Annotated in this window: 22 protein-coding genes, 1 tRNA gene and 1 pseudogene; 9 read left to right on the forward strand and 15 right to left on the reverse strand. The window is 72.7% G+C overall.

Going from position 1 to position 24,025, the window contains the following annotated elements; translation table 11 throughout:
* From KPL59_RS00215 to rpsA, 5 genes and pseudogenes are all read right to left on the reverse strand, one after another.
* A pseudogene (locus tag KPL59_RS00215) lies at positions 1 to 715 on the reverse strand (hypothetical protein); the annotation flags it as partial.
* Complete coding sequence (locus tag KPL59_RS00220; protein ID WP_226359775.1) at positions 712 to 1,521, reverse strand: RNA polymerase sigma factor; 810 nt, start codon at positions 1,519 to 1,521, stop codon at positions 712 to 714. The pseudogene KPL59_RS00215 and the gene KPL59_RS00220, both read right to left, overlap by 4 nt.
* A 222-nt stretch (positions 1,522 to 1,743) precedes the next feature.
* A complete protein-coding gene (coaE, locus tag KPL59_RS00225) occupies positions 1,744 to 2,871 on the reverse strand; it encodes a dephospho-CoA kinase (protein ID WP_226359527.1) in 1,128 nt (375 codons plus the stop codon).
* Positions 2,853 to 3,719, reverse strand: coding sequence for a hypothetical protein (locus KPL59_RS00230; protein ID WP_226359528.1), 867 nt, complete (start codon positions 3,717 to 3,719; stop codon positions 2,853 to 2,855). The genes coaE and KPL59_RS00230 overlap by 19 nt, the downstream gene beginning before the upstream one ends.
* Before the next feature lie 239 nt (positions 3,720 to 3,958).
* The gene (rpsA, locus tag KPL59_RS00235; RefSeq protein ID WP_020622849.1) at positions 3,959 to 5,455 is read right to left on the reverse strand and encodes a 30S ribosomal protein S1; all 1,497 of its coding nucleotides are present in this window, start codon (positions 5,453 to 5,455) and stop codon (positions 3,959 to 3,961) included.
* Positions 5,456 to 5,755: 300 nt separating this feature from the next.
* On the opposite strand from rpsA, the gene KPL59_RS00240 reads away from it, so the two are divergent.
* The gene (locus KPL59_RS00240; protein ID WP_226359529.1) at positions 5,756 to 6,604 is read left to right on the forward strand and encodes a class I SAM-dependent methyltransferase; all 849 of its coding nucleotides are present in this window, start codon (positions 5,756 to 5,758) and stop codon (positions 6,602 to 6,604) included.
* Between the two features lie 244 nt (positions 6,605 to 6,848).
* Here KPL59_RS00240 and KPL59_RS00245 read toward each other — a convergent pair whose 3' ends face one another.
* Together KPL59_RS00245 and KPL59_RS00250 are read right to left on the reverse strand one after the other, a co-directional pair.
* Positions 6,849 to 8,687, reverse strand: a complete 1,839-nt coding sequence (locus KPL59_RS00245) for an IS1634 family transposase (protein ID WP_226359530.1) — start codon at positions 8,685 to 8,687, stop codon at positions 6,849 to 6,851.
* 107 nt (positions 8,688 to 8,794) lie between these two features.
* Positions 8,795 to 9,373 carry a carbonic anhydrase gene (locus KPL59_RS00250; RefSeq protein ID WP_226359531.1) on the reverse strand — a complete coding sequence of 193 codons (579 nt, stop codon included), beginning with the start codon at positions 9,371 to 9,373 and terminating at the stop codon, positions 8,795 to 8,797.
* A gap of 186 nt (positions 9,374 to 9,559) precedes the next feature.
* On the opposite strand from KPL59_RS00250, the gene KPL59_RS00255 reads away from it, so the two are divergent.
* The 6 genes from KPL59_RS00255 (at position 9,560) to KPL59_RS00280 (ending at position 15,379) form a co-directional block, all read left to right on the forward strand.
* A complete protein-coding gene (locus tag KPL59_RS00255) occupies positions 9,560 to 10,009 on the forward strand; it encodes a PaaI family thioesterase (RefSeq protein WP_226359532.1) in 450 nt (149 codons plus the stop codon).
* A gap of 237 nt (positions 10,010 to 10,246) precedes the next feature.
* Positions 10,247 to 11,473, forward strand: coding sequence for a branched-chain amino acid ABC transporter substrate-binding protein (locus KPL59_RS00260; protein WP_374111583.1), 1,227 nt, complete (start codon positions 10,247 to 10,249; stop codon positions 11,471 to 11,473).
* 133 nt (positions 11,474 to 11,606) lie between these two features.
* Entirely contained in the window at positions 11,607 to 12,617 is a 1,011-nt protein-coding gene (locus KPL59_RS00265; RefSeq protein ID WP_149662352.1) for a branched-chain amino acid ABC transporter permease, read from the forward strand.
* Complete coding sequence (locus tag KPL59_RS00270; protein WP_226359534.1) at positions 12,614 to 13,768, forward strand: branched-chain amino acid ABC transporter permease; 1,155 nt, start codon at positions 12,614 to 12,616, stop codon at positions 13,766 to 13,768. The genes KPL59_RS00265 and KPL59_RS00270 overlap by 4 nt, the downstream gene beginning before the upstream one ends.
* Positions 13,765 to 14,679, forward strand: a complete 915-nt coding sequence (locus KPL59_RS00275; RefSeq protein WP_226359535.1) for an ABC transporter ATP-binding protein — start codon at positions 13,765 to 13,767, stop codon at positions 14,677 to 14,679. Before KPL59_RS00270 ends, KPL59_RS00275 begins: the two co-directional genes overlap by 4 nt.
* On the forward strand, positions 14,666 to 15,379 hold the full coding sequence (locus tag KPL59_RS00280; RefSeq protein ID WP_149662354.1) for an ABC transporter ATP-binding protein: 714 nt from the start codon (positions 14,666 to 14,668) through the stop codon (positions 15,377 to 15,379). Before KPL59_RS00275 ends, KPL59_RS00280 begins: the two co-directional genes overlap by 14 nt.
* Positions 15,380 to 15,451: 72 nt before the next feature.
* Here the strand turns inward: KPL59_RS00280 and KPL59_RS00285 are convergent, their stop codons facing one another.
* From KPL59_RS00285 to KPL59_RS00310, 6 genes are all read right to left on the reverse strand, one after another.
* On the reverse strand, positions 15,452 to 16,084 hold the full coding sequence (locus KPL59_RS00285; RefSeq protein ID WP_149662355.1) for an ANTAR domain-containing response regulator: 633 nt from the start codon (positions 16,082 to 16,084) through the stop codon (positions 15,452 to 15,454).
* A gap of 157 nt (positions 16,085 to 16,241) precedes the next feature.
* On the reverse strand, positions 16,242 to 16,955 hold the full coding sequence (locus tag KPL59_RS00290) for a hypothetical protein (RefSeq protein ID WP_226359536.1): 714 nt from the start codon (positions 16,953 to 16,955) through the stop codon (positions 16,242 to 16,244).
* Between the two features lie 90 nt (positions 16,956 to 17,045).
* Positions 17,046 to 17,122, reverse strand: a tRNA-Leu gene (locus KPL59_RS00295).
* Positions 17,123 to 17,195: 73 nt separating this feature from the next.
* Positions 17,196 to 17,906: a metallophosphoesterase gene (locus KPL59_RS00300; protein WP_226359537.1), complete on the reverse strand. Its 711-nt coding sequence runs from the start codon at positions 17,904 to 17,906 to the stop codon at positions 17,196 to 17,198.
* Entirely contained in the window at positions 17,903 to 19,063 is a 1,161-nt protein-coding gene (locus tag KPL59_RS00305; RefSeq protein ID WP_043277099.1) for a class I SAM-dependent RNA methyltransferase, read from the reverse strand. The genes KPL59_RS00300 and KPL59_RS00305 overlap by 4 nt, the downstream gene beginning before the upstream one ends.
* A gap of 32 nt (positions 19,064 to 19,095) precedes the next feature.
* Positions 19,096 to 21,177 (reverse strand): APC family permease, encoded by a 2,082-nt coding sequence (locus KPL59_RS00310; RefSeq protein ID WP_226359538.1) that lies wholly within the window; start codon positions 21,175 to 21,177, stop codon positions 19,096 to 19,098.
* Between the two features lie 141 nt (positions 21,178 to 21,318).
* Between KPL59_RS00310 and KPL59_RS00315 the strand changes: the two genes are divergently transcribed.
* Both KPL59_RS00315 and KPL59_RS00320 read left to right on the forward strand, forming a co-directional pair.
* A complete protein-coding gene (locus KPL59_RS00315) occupies positions 21,319 to 21,981 on the forward strand; it encodes a TrkA family potassium uptake protein (protein WP_020622835.1) in 663 nt (220 codons plus the stop codon).
* Positions 21,981 to 22,634 (forward strand): TrkA family potassium uptake protein, encoded by a 654-nt coding sequence (locus KPL59_RS00320; RefSeq protein WP_226359539.1) that lies wholly within the window; start codon positions 21,981 to 21,983, stop codon positions 22,632 to 22,634. Before KPL59_RS00315 ends, KPL59_RS00320 begins: the two co-directional genes overlap by 1 nt.
* Positions 22,635 to 22,694: 60 nt before the next feature.
* On the opposite strand, the gene KPL59_RS00325 is transcribed toward KPL59_RS00320, so the two are convergent.
* Together KPL59_RS00325 and KPL59_RS00330 are read right to left on the reverse strand one after the other, a co-directional pair.
* Complete coding sequence (locus KPL59_RS00325; protein ID WP_226359540.1) at positions 22,695 to 23,459, reverse strand: DUF3159 domain-containing protein; 765 nt, start codon at positions 23,457 to 23,459, stop codon at positions 22,695 to 22,697.
* 48 nt (positions 23,460 to 23,507) lie between these two features.
* Entirely contained in the window at positions 23,508 to 23,885 is a 378-nt protein-coding gene (locus KPL59_RS00330; protein ID WP_226359541.1) for an OB-fold nucleic acid binding domain-containing protein, read from the reverse strand.
* Positions 23,886 to 24,025: the final 140 nt, after the last annotated feature.

Consider the following 24,025-nt stretch of genomic DNA (forward strand, 5'->3'; position numbering starts at 1 on the left):
TCGTGGTCGGGTCGGACGACGCGGTGGTGGTCGGCGCGGCCGAGTTGGACGTCGTCGGGGCCGGGTTGGTCGTCGTCGGCTCCGGGGTGCCCTCGTCGGTCGGCTCCGGCGTCGAGGTCGGCGGCGTCGTGGTGACCGGCGGAGGTGTGGTCGTCACCGGCGGCTTCGTCGTGGCCGGCGGAGGCGTCGTCGGCTCGGGCGAGCCCTCGTCGGTCGGCTCCGGCGGGGTGGTGGGCTGCGACGGGGTCGGCTGGCCACCGGTGAACGGCGGCGGGACCACGGGCGCACCGGGGGTTCCGGGCGCGGGCGCCGAACCGGGCGCGGGGACGACGGGCGAGCCGCCACCACCGGGCAGCGCGCCACCCTGGGTCGCCGCGACGGTCGGGTCGAACGCCGGCGGGAGGCCGTCCCCGCCGGCGGCCGCGCCACCCGGCGCACCGGTCTCGACGGGGTCCGGACTCGGGCCGGTCGCCTGCGGCGCGGCGATGGCGAAGGGCGGGCCGACGAAGCTGCCGTCGGGCGCGGTCGCGGTCGCGACGGCGGTGATCCCGCCCAGTGACCCGACGGTGAGCACCGCCGCGGCCGCGGCCGACGTGGCCCGGCGCGCACCGGCGGCGCGGGAGATCACGTCGTCGACGGCCGGCAGCGGCACGGCCGCCGCCAGGACGTCGTCGAGCCGGTGGAACTCCCGGTCGATGTCGGCGAACCCGTTCATGCCCGTCCCCCCTCGGTGGCGGGTGGGTATCCGCCACGCAGGTCGTACTGCGGCGTCCGGTGACCCGGCGGCGGTCCCCCGACCGCGCCACCCGCCGGTCCGATGATCTCCTCCAGCACCTCGGCCATGCCCTCGGTCACGACCTCGCGACCGCGGACGAGCCGGCGCCGCACCTCGTGCACGGTGACCCGCTCGAGCGCGGCGACCGCGCCGGTCGACAGGCCCGCCATGTGGTGCAGCACCACGGCCCTGCGGTCGACGGGCGCGAGCCGCCCGAGCGCCTCCAGGAGCGCCCCGGTGCGCGGGTCGGTCTCCTCCGGGGCCGGCCTGCGACGGCGACGCAGGATCCGCGGCCGCATCGACGTGCGGATCGCGACCCGTCGGACCCAGCCGACGGCGGCGTCCTCGTGGTCCGGGCCCGCGGGTTCGGCACGCAGCGCGGCCCAGCGGCGCCAGGCACGCGAGTAGGCGTCCTGCACCGCGTCGTGTGCGTCGTACGGGTTGAGCGTGATCGCGTAGAGCTGCGCGACCAGGCGCGGGTAGTGGGTCTCCAGGTGCGCCCCGAAGTCCGCGCGGAGCTCGCCGTGCGGGAGCGTCCGGTGCTGCTGGACGACGGCGCCGCTGATCGGCGGGGCCTCGTACTCGGCGCCGTACTCGGCTCCGTAGTCGGCGCCGGTCCATGCGTCGCGGTCGGCCGCGCCCGGCTCGCCGGGTTCCGACACACCGCCGTACTGGTCCGTGTGGGGGAACGCGGGCGCGCGCTCGGGCTCGGCGAACTCGCCGTCCGCCCCGAAACGCTGGGCCACTGTGCTCAACCCCGTGTCCTCTCGTCGCCGTCACCGGGCCCTGCGGCCCGGTGCCGATCACCGTGGTGCCCTGTCCGATCGGCGGGTACCCGCAGGTACCGCCGCCGATCCGGGCAGGAGCACCCTCTGCCCCGCCTGATCGACCAACGAGCGTGCGGCGTTACAGAAACGGCCCGGCGCGATCCGATCGTCACGTTCCGCGTGATCTGCATCCCGATCTGGTCACTCGTCCGGATCAGAGCGCCACTCCGCCGTGCACGCACGGTAGTGACGTGGGTCCGCGTCGTCGGCGTGCCGCTCCGCCGCGGCGCGCTTGTGCGCGGCGTAGTCGGTACGGGCGGTCGCGTCGGCACGCAGCCGGTCCCGCAGCTCGACCGCGTGCTGCCACGCGGGCGAGCCGTGCACCCGCACGGCCAGCACCGCGGCCCGTCCCGGGTCGGCCGAGCGGTGCACCCGCACCGTGCCCGCGTCGCCGCCCGGGGCGGCGGCGTCGACCGGGAACCCGGCCGTGACCAGGGCATCGGTGATCCGGTCGGCGTCGGCCGGGGACACGATCGCGAGCTGTAGGTCGAGGACGTCGCGGGCCGGGAGCCCCGGGACGGCCGTCGACCCGATGTGCTCCACCCCGCGGCCGGGACCGCCCGCGGCGACCGCGACCCGCTCGGCGAGCCGGCGGGCCTGGGCCGCCCAGTCCGGGCCGTGCTCGACGAGCAGGGGCGACCCGTCCACGGCCGGGCGGCCGGTCCGCAGGTTCTCCTCGAACCCGGTGAGCCGCCCGTCCCACAGCGCGTCCACCCGGCGGCGGGTGTCCTCCGGGTCGCCCGAGTTGTCCAGCCAGACGTCGGCGACGGCGCGACGCTGCTCGTCGGTGGCCTGGGCGGCGATCCGGGCCCGGGCGTCCTGCTCGGCCATCCCCCGCGCGGACACCAGCCGCCGGACCCGCTCCTCGGCGTCCACCCCCACCACGACGACCAGCGGGAAGGCCGGGGCCATCCCGCCCTCGACGAGCAGCGGGATGTCCTGCACGACGATCGCGTCCGGCGCGGCGGCGGCGACGATCTCGTCGGACCGGGCCCGCACGAGCGGGTGCACGATGCCGTCGAGGGTGCGCCGGGCCGCGGCGTCGGCGAAGACGAGAGCGGCGAGAGCAGGCCGGTCGAGGCGGCCGTCGGCGTCGAGGACGTCCCGCCCGAACGCCTCGACGATCGCCGCCAGTCCCTCGGTGCCCGGTTCGACGACCTCGCGGGCGATGACGTCGGAGTCGACCAGCACCGCCCCGCGTTCGACCAGCCGCGTCGCGACCGTCGACTTGCCCGCACCGATTCCGCCGGTCAGCCCTGTCCGCAGCACGTGATCACCGTAGCGGGCCGCACCGGGTACCCCGGGTGGCGCTCAGGTGGTGCCGCGCGCGCTGCCCGCGGCGCCGTCGCCGGCCTGCGGGGCGGGCGCCGCGGGCGGCGCGTGGTGGGGGTCGGCCGCGCGGACGGCGGCTGGGTCGGCGTCAACGCCGGGATGATGCGCTGGGCCAGGTCGGGCAGGGTCTCGGCCGCGGACCGGGTCTGCCCCGGAGCCGCCACCGGCAGGATGAACGTCAGCGTGTCGACGCCGTAGACCAGCGCCAGGGTGGTCTCGTCCGGCCGCTCGACGAGGACGCCGGGGACCGAGCCCACGGTGATGTCGCGCGACGCGGTGGCCGAGCCCCGCTCGGCGTTGGTGTTGAGCTGCCACTGCCGCGCCGCGGACGCGGCGTCGGTGTAGCGGCCGATGTTGAGCTGGAACAGCACCGGGCCCGAGTTGCGCGCCCCGCCGAAGGCCTGGGTCTGGCCGCCCGCCCGGTAGGTGCAGGCGGTGCGCTCGGTGCGGTTGACCGCCGCCTCGGGGACGCCGCGGACCGACTGGACCGACACCGACCCCAGTACCTGGCCGAACAGCGCGCCGGCCTGCTCGGGGTCCATCAGCTGCGCACAGTCGGTGGGCAGCGCGATCGGGACCGGTCCCCGCCCGGCCTGGGCGGCGCCGGACTGCTCGGCCGGGAACGTCGGGACCGCGATCCCGGTGTCCCCGGACGCCGTGCCGCACCCGGCGAGCACCGCGGTCAGCAGGATCCCCGCGAGCGCGGACCGTCCGCGACGCCGGGACGGGCGGGTGTGGGACAGGAGCTCGCCGGAACGCGTCCGGCGGACGGTACGGCCGACCATGCATCCAATCTAGGCCGACCCGAAGATCGACTCAGAGCGGGTGCGCGCGCCGTGATCAACCGCAGCCGAACCGTGATCTCCACCATGCGTGTCCACCCTGACACGCCGAGCGAGATGAACCGGTGTCCACCGCGCGCCGTAGGGCCGCCGTGAAACGGGCCGGGCCCCGGTGACCGTGACGGTCACCGGGGCCCGGTGTGGTGCTGGCGCCGGTCCGGGGTGGGACCGGCAGGGGGCTGTCAGGCCCCGCCGGAGAGCTTCTCGCGCAGTGCGGCGAGCTGCTCGTCGCTGGCGAGCGAGCCACCCGACTCGGCCTGGCCACCGCCACTGCTGCCGGCGGCCGGACGGTCGTCGTCGCCGCCGGAGGAGTAGTTCGCCGGCGCGATGTCGTTGCCGCCCTCCGCCTCGGCCTCGGCGGCCTTGCGGATCTGCGCCATGTGCTGCTCGTAGCGGGCCTGCGCCTCGGCGTACTGCTTCTCCCAGGCCGCGCGGGCCTCGTCGAAGCCTTCCTTCCAGTCGCCGGAGTCGACGTCGAAGCCCTCGGGGTAGATGTAGTTCCCCTGGTCGTCGTACTCGGCGGCCATGCCGTAGCGGGTCGGGTCGAACTCGGTGTCGACCGTCATGCCCTCGTTGGCCTGCTTCAGCGACAGCGAGATGCGACGGCGGTCGAGGTCGATGTCGATGACCTTGACCATCGCGTCGTCGCCGACCTGGACGACCTGCTCGGGGATCTCGACGTGGCGCTCGGCCAGCTCGGAGATGTGGACCAGGCCCTCGATGCCCTCCTCGACGCGGACGAACGCGCCGAACGGGACGAGCTTGGTGACCTTGCCCGGCACGATCTGGCCGATCGCGTGGGTCCGGGCGTAGAGCCGCCACGGGTCCTCCTGGGTCGCCTTCAGCGACAGGGAGACGCGCTCGCGGTCCAGGTCGACGTCGAGAACCTCGACGGTGACCTCCTGGCCGACCTCGACGACCTCGCTCGGGTGGTCGATGTGCTTCCAGGACAGCTCGGAGACGTGCACCAGACCGTCGACCCCGCCCAGGTCGACGAACGCACCGAAGTTGACCACCGAGGAGACGACGCCCTTGCGGACCTGACCGCGCTGCAGCTGGTTGAGGAACTCGCTGCGGACCTCGGACTGGGTCTGCTCGAGCCAGGCGCGGCGGGACAGGACCACGTTGTTGCGGTTCTTGTCCAGCTCGATGATCTTGGCCTCGATCTTGCGGCCGACGTACGGCTGCAGGTCGCGCACGCGGCGCATCTCGACCAGCGAGGCCGGGAGGAAGCCGCGGAGCCCGATGTCCAGGATCAGGCCGCCCTTGACGACCTCGATGACGGTGCCCTCGACCGGCTCGTCGGCCTCCTTGAGCGCCTCGATCGTGCCCCAGGCGCGCTCGTACTGCGCGCGCTTCTTGGACAGGATCAGCCGGCCCTCCTTGTCCTCCTTCTGGAGGACGAGGGCCTCGACGAACTCGCCGACCTCGACGACCTCGGCGGGATCGACGTCGTGCTTGATCGACAGCTCGCGCGAGGGGATGACGCCCTCGGTCTTGTAGCCGATGTCGAGCAGGACCTCGTCGCGGTCGACCTTGACGATGGTGCCCTCGACGATGTCGCCATCGTTGAAGTACTTGATCGTCTGGTCGATGGCGGCGAGGAAGTCCTCCTCCGACCCGATGTCGTTGATAGCGACCTGCGGCGTGGTCGGGGCGGCGGTGGTGTCGGTGGACATGTAGTGAGGTGCTCCGATGGATTTCTCTGGCATGGTCGGCCCGGTCGGCTCTGCTGCAGCAGTGCGCCCCGGTTCTGGTACGTGTAGCTGTGACGTTGTAACAGTCACCCTCTGGCGTCGATTCCCGTGGTCGGGAACATCGGTGCACGGACGTCCGCGAGACCGGCGCTGGAGTGGCGCCGCGCGGTCGGCCGACACGTTGACCACGGTGCGGAAAGAATGCTACGCGGCCCGTGAACCCCCCGGCAATGCGGGTCCGCCATCTGCGGGACCACCCGCGCTTGCGACGATCGGGTGGTCATGAGCAGCCGCGACGAGTACTTCTCCGCCGAGGACGCCGTGGGCACCACGGGCGTCGCCCGGCGCCGCGTCGGCAGCGCCGAGTCCGAGGCGGCCGGGCGCCGCTGGTGGGACACCGACGCCGACGACTACCTGGCCGAGCACGGTTCCGACATCGGCGACGAGGCGTTCGTCTGGTGCCCGGAGAACCTGCACGAGGACGAGGCCGGCCTGCTGGGCCCGCCCGCCGACCTCGTCGGGAAGCGGGTGCTGGAGGTCGGTGCCGGCTCGGCCTCGTGCAGCCGGTGGCTCGCCCGCCGCGGAGCGCGCCCGGTGGCGCTCGACGTCTCCGGCGGGATGCTGCGGCACGCGGCCCGGCTCAACGCCGCGCTCGGACTGCCCGTGCCGCTCGTGCAGGCCGGCGCCGAGCACCTGCCGTTCGCCGACGCCACCTTCGACCACGCCTGCTCGGCGTTCGGGGCGATCCCCTTCGTCGCGGACCCGGGTCGGGTCATGCGGGAGGTGGCCCGGGTGCTGCGACCCGGTGGGCGCTGGGTGTTCGCGGTGAACCACCCGATGCGCTGGGTCTTCCCCGACGACCCCGGCGAGCAGGGGCTCACCGTCGTCCAGTCCTACTTCGACCGGACCCCGTACCTGGAGGTCGACGGCGACGGCCGGGCCACCTACGTCGAGCACCACCGCACCCTCGGCGACCGGGTGCGCGACGTCGTCGCCGCCGGGCTGGTGCTCGACGACCTGGTCGAGCCGGAGTGGCCGGAGGGCCACGAGCGGGTGTGGGGGCAGTGGTCGCCGCTGCGCGGCGCGCTGTTCCCCGGCACCGCGATCCTCGTGACCCACCGACCGGGCTGAGCCGGCCGGGTCGGCCAAGTCGGTCGTCAGGGTCGGCCGGGTCGTCAGACCTCCAGGACCGCGCCGGTCTCCAGGTCGTAGCGGGCGCCGACGATCGTGAGGTGGTGGTTGCACCCGGATTCCGCAGTTCGTGGGCAGATGTGAGGGCTGAATTCGGGGGTTGACCTGCAGGACCGCTGGTGTGGGAGCGGGGTGGGCGTGTGTCCATGCCCGCCGCGGTGCCTGTTGGCGCTGTTTGGGCTGGTTAGGCGGGGTCGAGGGTGGTGATCCGGGGTGGTGGGGTGACCCCGCAGGCCCGAAGAATGCCGGCCTGGGTGGTGGTGAGCTCGGTGGTCTGCACGACGGTGCCGGCCGGGCCGGTGAGGGTGATCGTGTGCAGCCGGCCCAGCTCGCGGGAGATGGTGCGCCAGGTGCGGCCGGTGCGGCGTTCGGCGACCCGGATCAGCAGCAGCGCCAGCCAGCAGAGCAGGACGTGGGCGCGGATGCGGAGTTCGAGGCGGTGGAACACCGGCCGCAGCTCGATGGTGGATTTCAAGTCGCGGAACCCGCGCTCGGCCTCCAGCAGGTTCTTGTAGCCCAGGGCGACGTCCTCGGCCGAGAGGTCCGGGTCGGAGGTGGACAGCAGGTACTTCCCGTCCAGCTTCGCTTCGGCGGCGATCTTGGTCCGGTCCAGTTGCAGCCGCCCGGACGGTGTCTGGCGCAGCCACCGGCCCAGGGCCGGGTGTTCACGCAGCGCGCATTCGGCCTTGACGTGCGCGGCCTCCTCACGTTCGGCGGCCCGGGCGGCGTGCCGCCACGCGGCCTTGCTGGTTGTGGTGGCGGCGCGGCGGGTGCGGGCGGCCTCGCGGGCTCGGGTGCGGGCGGACGCGATGCGGTCGAGCTCGGCGGAGATCCTGGCGATCGCGGCTTCGCGGGCGGCCTGGTCGCGTTCGGCCTCGTCGGGGTTGTGGCAGATGATCCACCGGACGCCGGGGGTGGAGTCGATCCGGACTTCCTTGACGCGCAGGTTGTCCCGAACCTGCTGGTAGCGGCCCTGGCGGGACAGTGCCTGGGCGGCGTGCGGGCTGCCGTCGCGCATCCGTTCGCCGGCGATGTAGTGCCCGCCCGCGCGCTGAAGGTAGGCCAGGTTGTCCCGGGAGGAGAACCCGCGGTCGACCACGGTGACCACGCGGCCCAGTCGCCACCCCCGTAGGTCGTCCTTGACCTGCGGCAGGATCGCCTGGTCGTTGGTGTTGCCGGGCCAGCACCAGCACCGGACCGGGATGCCTTCCCGGGTGACGGCCAGCCCGATGACGATCTGCGGCAGGTCCCGGCGGTGGTCCTTGGAGTGCCCGTAGCGCCGGAACCCGCCCGGGCCGCCTGGGCTTGCCACTGCGTCTGATCCGTCGACGCTGCTGTCGGTGCTGCTGTCGGTGCCCTCGGCGGGGTCGGGGTCCTCGGTGTCGCGCTCGAAGTAGGTGCTGGTCGTGTCGAAGAACAGCAGGTCGACCTCGAGGTTGAGCAGGTCCGCGACCGCGAAGAACACCGCCTCCTGCACCTTCGCGTCGGTGTCGGCCTCGATCAGCAGGTCCATCGCCCGATACGCCTGATCCTCGCTGAGCGCGTCCAGGCCGGGGATCGCCACGTCGTGGCCGACCCACTCGGCCGCGGCCAGCTTCGAGGACGGGTCGATCGCCCGGTTCGCCACCAGCGCGAACAGCACCCGCTCGACATCGGTGGTGAACCGGCGCCCACCCAGCACCTTGCGCAGGGCGGCCTCGACGTCCAGGGCCTTCCACAGCCCGTTCAGCAACCACGCCGCCCCGGCCGGGCGGGAGGCGATCAACCGCAGCCCCTCGGCCGCGGTACCGGCGCCCGCGGACTCAGCGGCGTCCGTGCCGGCGTCGGTGCCGGGTTCGCCCAGGTAGCGGTTGATCGAGCGGACCAGCCGGCGCAGCCCGTCGGGGTCCAGGCGGTCCTCCCGGCCGAGGTTGAGCAGCACGTTCGCCTTCGTGGTGGCACCGACGCGTTGGTTGTGGGCCAGGGCCAGGTAGCGCACGACCGAGCCGTCCTTGTTCCGCCGCTCGGTCGTCCGCAGATACATGACCGCAGCCGATCACACTCCGGGCAGCTCACACAAGCCTCAACCCGCCAAAACGTGTGCCCACGTTTTCGAGCACTCTCACGCAGGCGCAGCACGCTGACCAGGCCTTACTCCCCGCGGACCCCGCTCATGTGCCCATCAACTGCGGAACGCGGGTTGCAGACCGCCCCCGACAGCGACGGGTCGGCCGTCAGCTGGGCGACCACCCGGCGCACGTTCGCGTCGACCGCGCCGGCCACGGCGGCCTCACCGGAGCCCTCGCACACCGGGACGATGTCGCCGACCAGGGCGCCCAGCGTCGACGGCGCCGGCGCGGGCTGCCCGGAGGCGACCGACACGGCCGCCTTCACCGCACCGCACTGGGAGTGGCCGAGCACCACCAGCAGCGGGATGCCCAGCGCCCCGGCGCCGAACGCCAGCGTGCCGAGCACGGCGTCGTCGACGACCTGGCCCGCGGTCCGGACGACGAACAGGTCCCCCAGGCCCAGGTCGAACACCAGCTCGGCGGGCACCCGCGAGTCCGAGCAGGACAGGATCATCGCGGCCGGGGTCTGACCCGCCACCGCGGCGGCGCGCTCCTCGGCGGACCGACGCGGGTCCTCGCGCTCGTCGCGCTGCCAACGGCCGTTGCCCTCCAGCATCATCTGCCACGCCTGGGCCGCGGTCGGCCTGCTGTCGTTCGCCATAGGGTCTCCCTCGGTCGGCGTCTCACCGACCAAGATCGGTGAACGGGTCCGCACGGACAAGCATGCACGCCGCCGCACGCCTCCCGTGTGACGAGGCCCGCACGGCCGGGCGGCACCGTCCGCGCACCCCGGGACACCCGCGGCGGCCCCGTCGTCCGCGGCCACGGGCCGACGTAAGGTCGACGGGTGCCGATCACCCCCGACCAGCTGCCGGAGCTGAGCTCCGAGTACGCCCTGGAACAGCTCAACGACCGGATGGGCATCGAGATCCTCGCGGTCGGCCTCGACGAGGTCGTCGGCCGCATGCCGGTCGCGGGCAACCGTCAGCCCTACGGGCTGCTGCACGGCGGCGCCAGCGGCGTGCTCGCCGAGACCCTCGGGTCCACCCTGTCCGCGATGCACGCGCTGCCCGAACGGTTCCCGGTCGGGCTGGAGCTGGCCTGCACCCACCACCGTTCGGCCACCTCGGGCTGGGTCACCGGCACCGCCCGGCCGGTCCACATCGGGCGGTCCACCTCGACCAGCGAGATCGTCCTCGTCGACGACGAGGGCCGCCGCGTCTGCACCGCGAAGCTGACCTGCCTGCACCGCGACACGCGCCCACCCGCCGGGAGCGCGACACCCCGCCCGTCGTAACGAAGTCCTCCGGCGAATCGAATCCCTTCTTCCTGGCCACTTCTTCCGCGTGTCACGCTTCGGTTAAGAGCACTGCGCAACCGCTTTCCTGGCGCGCAATTCGGGGGCTAGTTTCCGACCGACCTCGTCCGACGGGCGCAGGCGTACGGAGACCGGCTCTTTCGGGGGGAGCGGTCGAGCAGGAGGGCCGACGTGTTCGGATCACGACTCAAGGGCGCCGGTAGGCGGGGGCGCACCATCGCCGTCGCAGGCGGTGTCGCACTCGCACTCACGCTGTCGGGCTGCGCCGCCGGTCAAGGTGGCGGCGGGCAGGGCGGCGGTGGCGAGCAGCAGGGCAACCGCCCGGACATTCCCGCCGTCGCGACGCTGCCCGTTCCGGCGAACGCCGCGAACCCGGCGGGCGACGGCAGCGCACAGTGCGCACCGACCACCACGCTCGCGTACGCCGGTGCACTGACCGGTAGCAACGCACAGCTGGGCGTCAACATCGTCAACGGCGTGCAGCTGGCCATCGACCAGCACAACAAGGCGAACCCGGGCTGCCAGGTGCAGCTCAAGCGGTTCGACACCGAGGGCACCCCGGACAAGGCGCCGGGCATCGTCACCCAGGTCGCGAGCGAGCAGCCGATCATCGGCGTCATCGGCCTGCCGTTCTCCGGTGAGTCCAAGGCGACCGGCGGCATCTTCGAGCAGGCGGGCCTGGTCCACCTGACCCCGTCGGCGACGAACCCGGCGCTGACCAAGAACGGCTGGACCACGTTCTTCCGGGCGCTGGCCAACGACAACGTGCAGGGACCGGCCGCGGCCAAGTTCATGGCCGGCAAGCTGGGCGCGAAGAAGGTCTGCGTCATCCAGGACGACTCCGACTACGGCGTCGGCCTGGCCGCGGCGACCAACCAGGCACTGCAGGCCACCGGCATCGACGCAAGCTGCCAGGACAAGGTCACCACCGGCCAGAAGGACTTCTCGGCCGTCGTCTCGAAGGTCGTCTCGGCCCAACCCCAGGCGGTGTTCTACTCCGGCTACTACGCCGAGGGCGCCCCGCTGGACCAGCAGCTGTCCAACCGCGGCTTCACGGGCGTGTTCCTCGGCCCGGACGGCGTCAAGGACGACCAGTTCGTCCAGCTCGCGGGCGACGCGTCCAACAACGCGTTCTTCACCTGCCCCTGCACCCCGGGTGAGCTGATCCCGGAGTTCGCCGACGCCTACAAGACCGTCAGCAACGGTGCCGCCCCCGGCACCTACTCGCTGGAGGGCTACGACTCGGCGACCATCCTCCTCAAGGCGATCGACTCCGGTGCGACCGACCGTGCCGCGGTGAAGAACTTCGTCAAGGGCTACGACGGCGCCGGCCTGTCCAAGCAGTTCAAGTGGGACTCCACCGGCGAGCTCGCCACCACGGCCGTCTACGGCTACAAGGTCGAGAACGGAAAGATCGTCTACGTGGGAGAGATCGGCAACTGAGCCGGCCCGACCGGCCGCGGGCCCCGGCCGGACGCGCAGATCCCGCAGTTCCGACCGTGCCCGCCCGCCCCGCCGCCGTCGCCACCGCGACGGCCGGGGCAGGCGGGCACGCCCACGCACGTGAGGAACCCCCGTGCTCCTGACATCCATCGGACCGGTGCTCGCCCAGGGCCCGGACTGGATCCGCTTCGACGTCGGCGCCCTCGCCGACCAGTTCTGGGCCAACACCGTCGACGGCCTGGCCTACGGCGCGATCTACGCGCTCATCGCCATGGGCTACACGATGGTCTACGGCGTCCTGCAACTGATCAACTTCGCCCACTCGGAAGTGTTCATCGTCGGGGCCTACGCCCTGTTCTTCACCCTCGCCGCGCTCGGTTTCGGCCCGTCCTCCCCCGACCTCTCACCGATCGCCCTGGTCGCCGACCTGATACTCGCGATGCTGGTCGCGATGGTCGCCGCCGGGATCGTGGCGGTCCTGCTCGAACGCATCGCCTACCGGCCGCTGCGACGTCGGAACGCCCCCCGGCTCGCGTTCCTCATCACCGCCATCGGCGCGTCCTTCGCACTGCAGTACCTGATCTTCGCCTGGCGCGGGCCCAACCCGGAGCCCGCACTGATCATGTTCCGGCCCGAGGTCGTCTTCACGATCTTCGGGGCCCCGGTCGACAGCCAGCAGATCGTCATCTTCGTCGCCGCGATCGCCCTGATGGTCGTCGTGGACCAGTTCGTGAACCGGTCCCGGCTCGGACGCGGCCTGCGGGCCGTCGCCCAGGACCCGGACACCGCGACGCTGATGGGGGTCAACCGCGAGCGCGTCATCGTCCTGACCTTCCTCATCGGCGGCATCCTGGCCGGCGCGGCGGCGCTGTTCTACGTCATGAAGGTGCCCGCGGGCGTCCAGTACAACGGCGGCTTCATCCTCGGCATCAAGGCCTTCGCCGCAGCGGTGCTCGGCGGGATCGGCAACATCCGCGGCGCACTGCTCGGCGGGCTGCTGCTCGGGGTGATCGGCAACTACGGCCAGACCTTGCTCGGCAACGCGCAGTGGACCGACGTCGTCGCGTTCGTCGTGCTGGTCGGGATCCTCATGATCCGGCCGACCGGCATTCTCGGCGAGTCGCTGGGGAGGGCCCGGGTATGACGAGTCCGCCCACTCCCGCGTCCGCTCCGACACGCGCGTCCGGCCTCCGCGGCCTGCGCGACCGCTGGAACGACTTGCCCCGCTGGCAGCAGTGGCTGTGGCTGCTCCCGGTCGTCGCCCTGATCTACGCGCTGCCGGTGCTCAACCCGCCGCTGATCACCACCGAGCCGGGCACCAACTTCCCGATCGCCCTGTTCGACGCGGCCCGCTTCGCGCTGCTGGCGATCGGGCTGAACGTCGTGGTCGGCCAGGCCGGTCTGCTCGACCTCGGCTATGTCGGCTTCTTCGCGGTCGGCGCCTACGTCGCCGCTCTGTTCACCAGCCCCGACTCGGTCGTCTGGCACATCCCGTACCTGTGGACGCTGCCGCTGGCCATGATCGTCACGATGCTCGCGGGCCTGTTGCTCGGCGGGCCGACGCTCCGGCTGCGCGGGGACTACCTCGCGATCGTCACCCTCGGGTTCGGCGAGATCATCCGACTGCTGGCGACGATCGTGGGCCCGCTCAAGGGCCAGGTCGGCTTCCAGGGCGTCGGGCGCCCGCCGGGCACCGACTCCGCGGGCCAGCCGCTGTTCTCCAACTCCAACGGCACCAGCTGGTACTGGCTGGTCGTCACGATCACCATCGTGATCCTGGTGCTGGTCGGGAACCTGGAGCGCAGCCGGGTCGGCCGCGCATGGATCGCGATCCGCGAGGACGAGGACGCCGCGCAGATCATGGGCGTCCCGACCGTGCAGTTCAAGCTGTGGGCCTTCGTCATCGGCGCGGCCATCGGCGGCCTGTCCGGGGCCCTGTTCGCGGGCCAGGTCGGGTTCGTGAACAACCAGAAGTTCGACGTCCCGACCTCGGTGCTGTTCCTCGCCGCGGTGGTGCTCGGCGGGTCCGGCAACAAGGTCGGTGCCGTGGTCGGCGCGTTCATCGTGTCCTACATCCCGAACCGGTTCGTCGAGCTGGCGGGCTACAAGTACCTGATCTTCGGAGTTGCGCTCATCGTGCTCATGGCGTTCCGGCCGCAGGGCCTGCTCGGTGCCCGTCAGCGGCTGCTCACCTACGGCCGCGAGGCCTACCGGCGCCTCGTCGGGCGGCCCGACCAGGTGGCCGCCGACGACCCCATGACCGCGGGCACCGCGAACTCGGGGCCGGTCCGGTGAGCGCCCCGGACCAGGAACCGGCCGAGGGCGGAATCGTCGCCGAGGTCGCCCGGATGACACCGCAGGAACGGGCGGAGCACGAGGCGGCGGTCGCCGAGGTCGTCGCCCCGGATCGGGACATCGCCGTCGACGTCGGGGACACGCTGCTGTCGATGGAGGACGTGGGGATGCGCTTCGGCGGCCTCGTCGCCCTCGACGGCGTCTCCTTCGACATCCGCCGCGGGGAGATCCTCGGGCTGATCGGCCCGAACGGCGCGGGGAAGACCACCTGCTTCAACGCGCTCACCGGGGTCTACCGACCCACCTCGGGCCGGGTGCTGCTGGAGGGCGCCCCGCTCGGGCGCCGGCAACGGTTCCAGATCACCCGGCTCGGCATCGCCCGCACCTTCCAGAACATCCGCCTGTTCGGCGAGATGACGGCGTTGGAGAACGTCGTCGTCGGCACCGACGCCCGGCACCGGACGAGCGTGCTCGGCGCCCTCGTCCGTTCCCCCCGCCACCTGCGCGAGGAGCGGGAGGCGATCGAGAAGGCGATGGCGCTGCTGGAGTTCGTCGGCATCGCCGACCGCGCCGCGGAGAAGGCCCGCAACCTGCCCTACGGCTACCAGCGGCGCCTGGAGATCGCCCGCGCGCTCGCCACCGAGCCGAAGCTGCTCTGTCTGGACGAGCCGGCCGCCGGCTTCAACCCGGCGGAGAAGGACGACCTGATGGGGCTCATCCGCACCATCCGCGACGACGGGTACACCGTCCTGCTCATCGAGCACGACATGCGGCTGGTCATGGGCGTGACCGACCGCATCGTGGTGCTCGAGTTCGGCCGCAAGATCGCGGAGGGACTGCCTGCCGAGATCCGGGAGAACCCGGCCGTGATCGCCGCCTACCTGGGGGTTCCCGACGATGGCTCTGCTTGAGATGACCGGGGTGGGTGCGCACTACGGGCGCATCCAGGCCCTGCACGAGATCTCGCTGACCGTGAACGAGGGCGAGGTGGTGACCCTGATCGGCGCGAACGGTGCCGGGAAGACCACCACCATGCGCGTCGTGTCCGGGCTGCGCCCACTGTCGTCCGGCTCGATCACCTTCGACGGCGACGACATCAGCGCCCTGCGCGCCGACCTGCGGGTCGTCCGCGGGATCAGCCAGGCACCGGAGGGGCGCGGGATCTTCCCGGGTATGACGGTCATGGAGAACCTGGACATGGGGGCCTACACACGTCGGGACCGCAAGGAGCTGCCGGCGGAGTTCGACCGGGTCTTCGAGCTCTTCCCGCGGCTCGCCGAGCGCCGCTCCCAGGTCGGCGGGACCCTGTCCGGTGGTGAACAGCAGATGCTCGCGATCGGCCGGGCGCTGATGGCCAAGCCGCGGCTGCTGCTGCTCGACGAGCCCTCGATGGGGCTGGCGCCGCAGTTCATCGCGCAGATCTTCCGGATCATCTCCGAGATCAACCAGCAGGGCGTGACCGTGCTGCTGGTCGAGCAGAACGCCCAGCAGGCGCTGTCGCGCGCCCACCGGGCCTACGTGCTGGAGTCCGGGCGGATCGTCCGGTCGGGCACCGGGGCCGACCTGCTGGCCGACCCCGCGATCAAGGACGCATACCTCGGCGTCGCCTGAGCCGTGCCATGACGACGAGGGGCCCCACCGGTATCGGCGGGGCCCCTCGTCGTGGTCGCGGGTGGTCGTCGGTCAGGACGACTTCGCCGGGGCGAGTCCCTCGACGACGGCCGCGGCCACGGCCTTCATCGTGGTGCGGCGGTCCATGGCGGTCCGCTGGATCCAGCGGAAGGCCTCGGGCTCGGACATCTTCTGCGCGGTCATGAGCAGGCCCTTGGCCCGGTCGACGACCTTGCGGGTCTCGAAGCGCTCGTTCAGGCTCGCGACCTCGTCCTCGAGCGCCTTCTTCTCGGCGAACCGGGAGACGGCGAGCTCGATGGCCGGGACCAGCTCGTGCCGGGCGAACGGCTTGACCAGGTAGGCCATGGCGCCGGCGTCGCGGGCGCGCTCGATCAGCTCGCGCTGGCTGAACGCGGTCAGCATGACGACCGGCGCGATCTTCTCCTCGACGATGGTCGACGCCGCCTCGATGCCGTCCTTCTTGGGCATCTTGACGTCCATGATCACCAGGTCGGGCTTCAGCTCGCGGGCCTGGGTGATGGCGGCCTCGCCGTCGCCGGCCTCACCTGCGATGCGGTAGCCCTCCTCGGAGAGCATCTCGGCCAGGTCCATGCGGATCAGGGCCTCGTCCTCGACGACCAGCACCCGCCACCCGGGCTGCGGGCCGTCCTCGGCCGGCGTCTCTGCGGGAACGTTGTCGGTCACCGGAGAACTCCTTCATCGGTCGGTGGGGTGTCCGGGGTGTCCGGACGACCAACGCTACCGGCGGTCCGGGGCAGCAGCCGAGCCACTTCGGCCTTTCGTGTGCGGAAACACGCCCGGTCGACCGCGTTACCCGTCCGATCGGGCAGGTGCGACCCGATCACGTCTTCGGTCCGATCGCGGCGTCGAGCTCGGCGACGGCGTCGGCCCTGGCCACCGACAGGCACGTGCGCCGGGCCCGGCGGTGCGCGATCCCCAGCAGGTCGAGCGCCCCCTCGGCGAGCCGCATGATGTCCTCGGAGGTGTTGTCGAAGAACCAGCGCGGGTAGGAGTACTCACGTACCGAACCGTCGGCGAGGACGGCGCGGACCCGGTTCGTGGTGCGACAGCCGTCGGAATGGAACAGGCCACGCAGGAAGCGGTCGGGACGGGTGTCGACGACGGCGCGCTGCCACGGTTCGAGTCGGATCGGGCGGGTGTGCTTCATTCCGGGGCCGTGCTGGGGGAACAGGCAGGTCCAGTGCCGCGAGAAGCATTTCACCGCCGTGGACCCGGCCCTGGGTGTCGTCGACACCGACGCGCCCGGGAGGACCGCCGCGGTCGCGGCCCGGACGTCGTCGATGACGCCGGGCCAGTCGTCGCCGCAGTAGATCCAGAGACAGTGGGTGCGCTGCGCAGCGGTGAGGTGTCCGTCACCGAGGTACATGCCGAGCAGATAGGCGTAGTCGGCGACGGGGACGTCGATACCGGGGACGCAGCGGAAGCAGCGGGCCCGGGTCCGCCGCGGGGCCCCCGTGCGACGGGTCCCGGTGCACCAGTGGCGCACGGTCCGCTCGGGGACGCCGACGGCCGCGGCCACCGACCGAACCGGCATGCCGCCGCGATACAGCGACCGGGCCCTGTCGACGACGTGCGGCGGGTGCATGCGGAAACCGTCGCACGCGCCACCGACAATTCCGGACAATGGTGCCCTCGGTGGGATTCGAACCCACACTGTATGCATTTTGAGTGCATCGTCTCTGCCGATTGGACTACGAGGGCTTGCTACTTTCGGCGTATTCAGTTCTGAACCGAGCTTAGCGGGTTCCGAGTCCCCCGCGACATCCGACCCGCCTCACACCGGCCAGTTCAGGAACCGGCTGCGCGGCGGCCCGTCCCCGAGCACGTGCAGCACCCCACCCGGCGCCGGGACCGGGTCGGAGCCTCCGGCACCGGGCACGTCCGACCAGCGCAGGGCGGGCGCCACCGACGGGGCGACGACGAGTGGGTGCCCGGCGAACGTCGTCGCCAGCGGGGTGTGGACGTGCCCGCACACCACCAGCGTCGGGTCGGACCGGGCGGCGAGCAGCATCTCCAGCGGGCCGGGGTCGCGCAGCCGCATCCCGTCGAGCAAGGGGTGCCCGAGCGCGACCGGCGGGTGGTGCAGGGCGACCAGCAGCGGCGCGGGGTCCCGGACGGCCTCGGTGAGCAGGGCGACGGCACCCTCGGACAGCGCCCCGTGCGGCGCACCGGGGACCAGGGTGTCCAGCAGCGCCACCGTGCAGCCGCCGGTGCGGTGCAGCCGGTCCCCCACCGGGCCGACGGCGGCGGCCATCGCGGTGCGGTCGTCGTGGTTGCCGGGCACGTGCAGCGCGTCGAGCCCGGCCAGCAGGGCGGCGGCCCCGGCGTAGGCCGCGGGGTCGCCGTGGTCGGCGAGGTCCCCGGTCACCAGCATGACGTCCGGCGTCGGATCCAGCGCCCGGACCCCGGCGACGGCGCGGGCGGCCCGGCCCTCCGGATCCGGACGCCCGAGGTGCAGGTCCGAGAGCTGGACGACGGTGGTCACCGCGGGATCCGCTCCAGCAGGGCGGCCGCCTCCATGTGGTGGGTCATCGGGAACGCGTCGAACGCCCGCAGCGCGGCGGTGCGGTACCCGGCGGTGGCGAACAGGGACAGGTCCCGGGCCAGCGCGGCCGGGTCGCAGGCGATGTGCACGATCCGCCGCGGGCCGCGGGCGGCCAGGTCGCGCACCGCGGCCTTCCCGAGCCCGGCCCGCGGCGGGTCGGTGACCACGACGTCGGGGTCGGGCCGGAGCCGGGCGATCTCGCGCTCGGCGCGGCCCCGCACGAACTGGACCTGCGGCAGGTCGGCCAGCGCGGCGGCGCCGTCGGCGACCGCGGACGCGGCGGACTCGACGACCAGCACGGTCCCGGACTCCCCCACCTGGCCGGCGAGGACCGAGCCGAGCAGCCCGACGCCGCCGTAGAGGTCCCAGGCGACACCGCCCACGGGGGCGTCGGCCCAGTCGCGTACGACCGACGCGAGGGTGTCCGGCAGCGCCGGGTGGACCTGCCAGAACGTGCCGGCCGACAGCTCCCAGGTGCGGCCCGCCGCGGTCACGGTGGCGCCGGAGCCGACCCGGGCCGCCCCGTCGCCGACGACGGTGACATCGAGCTCGGAGTCGGGCCGGAAGCGGCGCTCCAGCACCGGGGGCAGCGCGCCCGCCGGGACGAGCGGGCAGTCGCCGATCTCGCACACGTCGTGGCTGCGGTGGGCACGCAGGCCGGGGACACCGGCGTCGTCGACGGCCAGCCGTACCCGGGTGCGCCAGCCGAACGGACCGCCGGGGAGCTCCTCGACCTCGACCGCGGCGAGGTCGGCGGTGGCGACGACCGCGGCCCCGGCGCCGAGACGCTCCAGCTGCTCGCGCAGGACGGTCGTCTTCAGGACGCGCTGGGTGGCGTGGTCGGTGTGCTGGAAGTCGCAGCCACCGCAGCCGCCGGGCCCCGCCCACGGGCACGCGGGCTCGACCCGGTCCGGGGACGCCTCCAGCACGGCGACGGCGTCGGCGCGGCAGAACGCCCCACCCGGGTCGTCGGTGACCACGGCACGGACCAGCTCACCGGGCAGCGCGTGCCGGACGAACACGACCCGGCCACCGTCACCGTCGCGGGCCACGCAGTGTCCGCCGTGCGCGACGGGGCCGACCCGCAGCTCCAGCATCCGGTCGGTCCAGTCGGTCGCCGTGTCGGCGTTCACCGGTCCTCCTCCTTCGGGACGCGGGGTGCGGGCGAGGTACCGCCACCGGTGCGGACGCCCGCGCCGTCGCGGAGGTCGCCGGGCAGCTGCTCCGTGCCCGGGTAGCCGCGACGGGACGCCCCCGGCGCCTGCAGCGGCGACAGCGCCCGCGTGCGCGAGGACGACGGCAGCTGCCACGGCACGCTGGTCACCATCACCCCCGGCTGGAACAGCAGCCTCGTCTTGAGCCGCAGTGCGCTCTGGTTGTGCAGCACCTGCTCCCACCAGTGCCCGACGACGTACTCCGGGATGTAGACGGTCACGACGTTGCGCGGCGAGTCGCTGCGGATCCGCTTGACGTAGTCCAGCACGGGCCGGGTGATCTCCCGGTAGGGCGACTCGACGACCTTCAGCGGGACCGGCAGGTTCCGCTTGTGCCACTGCTCGACGAGCTTCTTGGTCTCGGAGTCGTCGACGTTGACCGTGACCGCCTCGAGGATGTCCGGGCGGGTCGCGCGGGCGTAGGCCAGCGCCCGCAGCGTCGGCTTGTGCAGCGTGGAGACGAGCACGACGGCGTGGTTGCGCGAGGGCAGCACGTCGTCGGTCTCGTCGGCGACGAGTGCGGCCGCGACCCGGTCGTAGTGCAGCTGGATCAGCCGCATGAGCACGAAGAACCCGCCCATCGCGACGATCGCGATCCAGGCGCCGAGGGTGAACTTGGTGATCAGCACCGTGATCAGCACGACGCCGGTCATGCAGGCGCCGAACCCGTTGATCGACTGCGCGCGGCGGATCCGGCGGCGCTCGGACACCGGCGGCCCCAGCGCGAGCTCCCGGTTCCAGTGCCGGACCATGCCGGCCTGGGACAGCGTGAACGACACGAACACGCCGACGGTGTAGAGCGGGATGAGCCGGGTGACCTCGGCCTGGAAGCCGACGACCAGCAGGATCGCGAACAGCGCGAGCGCGACGATGCCGTTGGAGAACGCGAGCCGGTCGCCGCGGGTGTGCAGCTGGCGGGGCAGGTAGCGGTCCTGGGACAGGATCGAGCCGAGCACCGGGAAGCCGTTGAACGCGGTGTTCGCGGCCAGGACCAGGATCAGCGCCGTCATCACGATGACGAAGAAGTAGCCCGGCGGGAAGTTGTCGAAGACCGCGTCGGCGAGCTGGGCGATCATGGTGTGCTGCTCGTAGCCGGGCGGGGCGTCGGGGAACTGGCGCGCCGGGTCCTCGGCGATCTGGACGCCGGTCAGCTGCGCCAGCGCGATCAGCCCCATGAACAGCGACACCGACATCGCCCCGAGCAGCAGCAGCGTGGTGGCCGCGTTCTTCGACTTCGGCTTGCGGAAGGCCGGCACGCCGTTCGAGATCGCCTCGACGCCAGTCAGCGCGGCCGCGCCCTGGGTGAAGCTGCGCAGCACGAGCAGCACCAGGGCGAGGCCGGTGAACGCGTCGCCCTCCGCGACCAGGTGCAGGTCGGCGCTCTCGGCACGCACGGGGTCGCCGAGGATCAGCACCCGGGTCAGCCCCCAGAGGATCATCGTCGCGACGCCGAGGACGAAGGCGTAGACCGGGACCGCGAAGGCGGCGCCGGACTCGCGGATGCCGCGCAGGTTGATCGCGGTGAGCACGGCGATGGCCGAGACGGCGAACAGCACCTTGTGCTCGGCGACGAACGGCACCAGCGCGCCGATGTTGGCCGCGGCCGCGGAGATCGAGACGGCGACGGTGAGGGTGTAGTCGACGAGCAGCGCGCTGGCGACGGTCAGTCCGGCGTTCTTGCCGAGGTTGACCGTCGCGACCTCGTAGTCACCCCCGCCGGAGGGGTAGGCGTGGACGTTCTGCCGGTAGCTGGCGACGACCGTGAGCAGCACGACGACGACGGCGAGACCGATCCACGGCGACATCGCGTAGGAGGCGACGCCGGCGACCGACAGGGTCAGGAAGATCTCCTCCGGCGCGTAGGCGACCGACGACATGGCGTCGGAGGCGAACACGGGGAGGGCGATCCGCTTCGGGAGCAGGGTGCTGGTCAGGCGGTCGCTGCGCTGCGGTCGTCCGACCACGAGCCGCTTGAGAGCGACGGCGAGCTTGGACACGGGGCGCAGCCTATGCCCCCGGTCCGATCCGCTTCGCGATAGCGTTCACCGCGCGTCGTCGGCGTCCCCGTCGCCGTCGGTACAGAAGGAACGAACCGTACATCCCGGGCCTCCCGACCCGGCGGAAGGACCCCAGACGCCATGCACGTCGTGATCATGGGATGTGGCCGCGTCGGCGCGTCCCTGGCCTCGGGCCTGGAACGGCTCGGCCACGAGGTCGCGGTGATCGACCGCGACCCGCAGGCCTTCCGCCGGCTCGGCCCGGACTTCCGCGGGCGCCAGGTGGTCGGCTTCGGCTTCCACCGCAGCGTCCTCGACGAGGCGGGGCTGGAGTCCGCCGACGCGTTCGCCGCCGTCTCCTCCGGGGACAACTCCAACATCATCGCCGCCCGGGTGGCGCGCGAGAGCTACGGCGTCGGCAAGGTCGTCGCCCGGATCTACGACGCCAAGCGCGCCGCGGTGTACGAGCGCCTCGGCATCCCGACGGTTGCGACCGTCCCGTGGACGACCGACCGGCTGCTGCGCATGCTGCTGCCCGACGGCGTCGCCACCGCCTGGCGCGAGCCCACCGGCACCGTGGCCGTCCTGCCGCTGCCGCTGCACGAGAACTGGGTGGGGCGGCCGATCCGCGACCTGGAGCGGGCGACGAGCTCGCGGGTCGCGTTCATCGTGCGGTTCGGCACCGGGGTGCTGCCGACCAAGGACACCACCGTGCAGCACGAGGACACCGTCTACGTGGCGGCGGTCTCGGGCACGGTCAGCGACGTGACGGCGGCCGCCGCGGCGCCGCCCGAGGAGGACTGATGCGGGTCGCGATCGCGGGTGCGGGCGCCGTCGGGCGGTCCATCGCGCTGGAGCTGGTCGAGTCCGACCACCGGGTCATGCTGATCGAGCGCGAGCTGACCCACATCGACCCGAACTCGGTCCCCGAGGCCGAGTGGGTGCACGACGACGCCTGCGAGCTGTCGTCGCTGGAGGACGCCGGCATCGAGGGCTGCGACGTCGTGATCGCCGCGACCGGCGACGACAAGGTCAACCTGGTGGTGTCGCTGCTGGCGAAGACCGAGTTCGGGGTCCGCCGGGTGGTGGCCAGGGTGAACGACCCGCGCAACGAGTGGCTGTTCGGGGAGAACTGGGGCGTCGACGTCGCGGTGTCGACGCCGCGGCTGCTGGCGGCGCTGGTCGAGGAGGCCGTCGCCGTGGGCGACCTGGTGCGGCTGCTGACGCTGCGTCAGGGGCAGGCGAACCTCGTCGAGGTGACGCTGCCCGAGGACACCCCGCTGGCCGGGCGGCCGGTGCGGGTGCTGGAGCTGCCGACGGACTCGGCGCTGGTGACGATCCTGCGTGGCGGCCGGGTCATCGTGCCGCAGCCCGACGACGCCCTGGAGGGCGGCGACGAGCTGCTGTTCGTGGCGACGACGGCGGTCGAGGAGGACATCCGCGCCGCTCTCCTGTGACCCCGCCTCTCCCACCCCGCCGGGAACCGGCACCCGGGGTGTCCCGCGTGCCGGTGCCGCTCAGGCGGTCGCGGAGCGGGCGCGCTCGGCGCGGCGCACGATGAGGATCGTGGCCAGGATCGCGACCCCGGTGAGCGGGTAGCCCATCGCGAGCCGCGCGACGCCCAACCAGGTCTCGGAGTCGGCGAGGTACAGCCCGCCCTGCACGACGACCTTCGCGAGGAAGGTCCCCGCCCACACCGCGGTGGCCCAGCCGTAGGCGCGGACCAGGTGGGGGTCTGCGCGCCACTCGGTGCCGTGTCCGTTGATGCCGTGCCAGATCACCCCGGCCAGCGGCCAGCGGGCGATGATCGAGACCAGCGCGACGACGCCCAGGGCGCCGCTGTAGAGCAGACCGGGCAGGTAGAAGCCGCGGGCCTCCCCGGTCCGGCTCGCGACGAGCGCACACACCCCGACCCCGAGCAGACCGGAGATCGCCGGCATGACCGGGTCACGGCGGACCAGACGCCAGACCAGCACCAGCACACCGGTTCCGACGGCCGCGTACAACGCGGTCGTCAGGTCGGCCAGGATGTTGACGAGGACGAACACCACGACCGGGATGGTCGAGGCGACGATCCCGGTCACCCCGCCCATCTGTTCCAGCAGGGTCGGGGTGGGCGCCTCCGGGGTGGACTCCGCCGGTCCCCCGGTCCGGTCCGGTTCCGGTGCGGCGGCGTGCGCCGGTGCCGTCACCGGCCGGCCGAGGGGCGCGGTCCGGTCCTGCGGGTCGACGTCGGTGACACGCGGGATCCGGGTGGTCGGGGCGTCGTGGTGGTCGTTCAAGCCGGTCCGATCCGTCGGCTCAGGAGCAGGCCGCGAGGGTCCCGCGGGTCACTGCGCCTGGCAGATCTCGTAGTACGGGTTGTAGAGCACCTTGCGGCCGTCGCGGACCGAGATCCGGCCACGGACCCGCATGGTGCGTCCGGCCTCGATACCGGGGATGCTGCGCCGGCCCATCCAGACCAGGGTGACGCCGTCGGTCCCGTCGAACAGCTCGGCCTTCAGGGTGGCGTCGGCGCTCTGCGGACAGAGGTCGACGCTGCGGATCCGGCCGAGCATCGTGACCTCTTCGCCGCAGGCACAGTCGCGGGCCGGTCGTGCACCGGTCTCCTCGACGTCCTCGGCGAGGTCGCGCCCGTCGAGTTCGTCGACATCGCTGGTGAGTTTGCGGAGCATCCGGCGGAACGCTCCGCCATCCGTGCTGCCCATGTCTCTCCTCGGCCGTGTCCGGTACCGGCCCGGGGTCACCGGACCCTCCGGTGACCCGCACTCGCGCGGCAACACGACAGGGTGTCGTGGTGGCGCCGAGAGCGTAACGCGCGGATGCCCCGGTTTGTGCCCGCGGCGGC

This window comes from Pseudonocardia sp. ICBG1142, from assembly GCF_020496255.1.
GTDB lineage: Bacteria > Actinomycetota > Actinomycetes > Mycobacteriales > Pseudonocardiaceae > Pseudonocardia.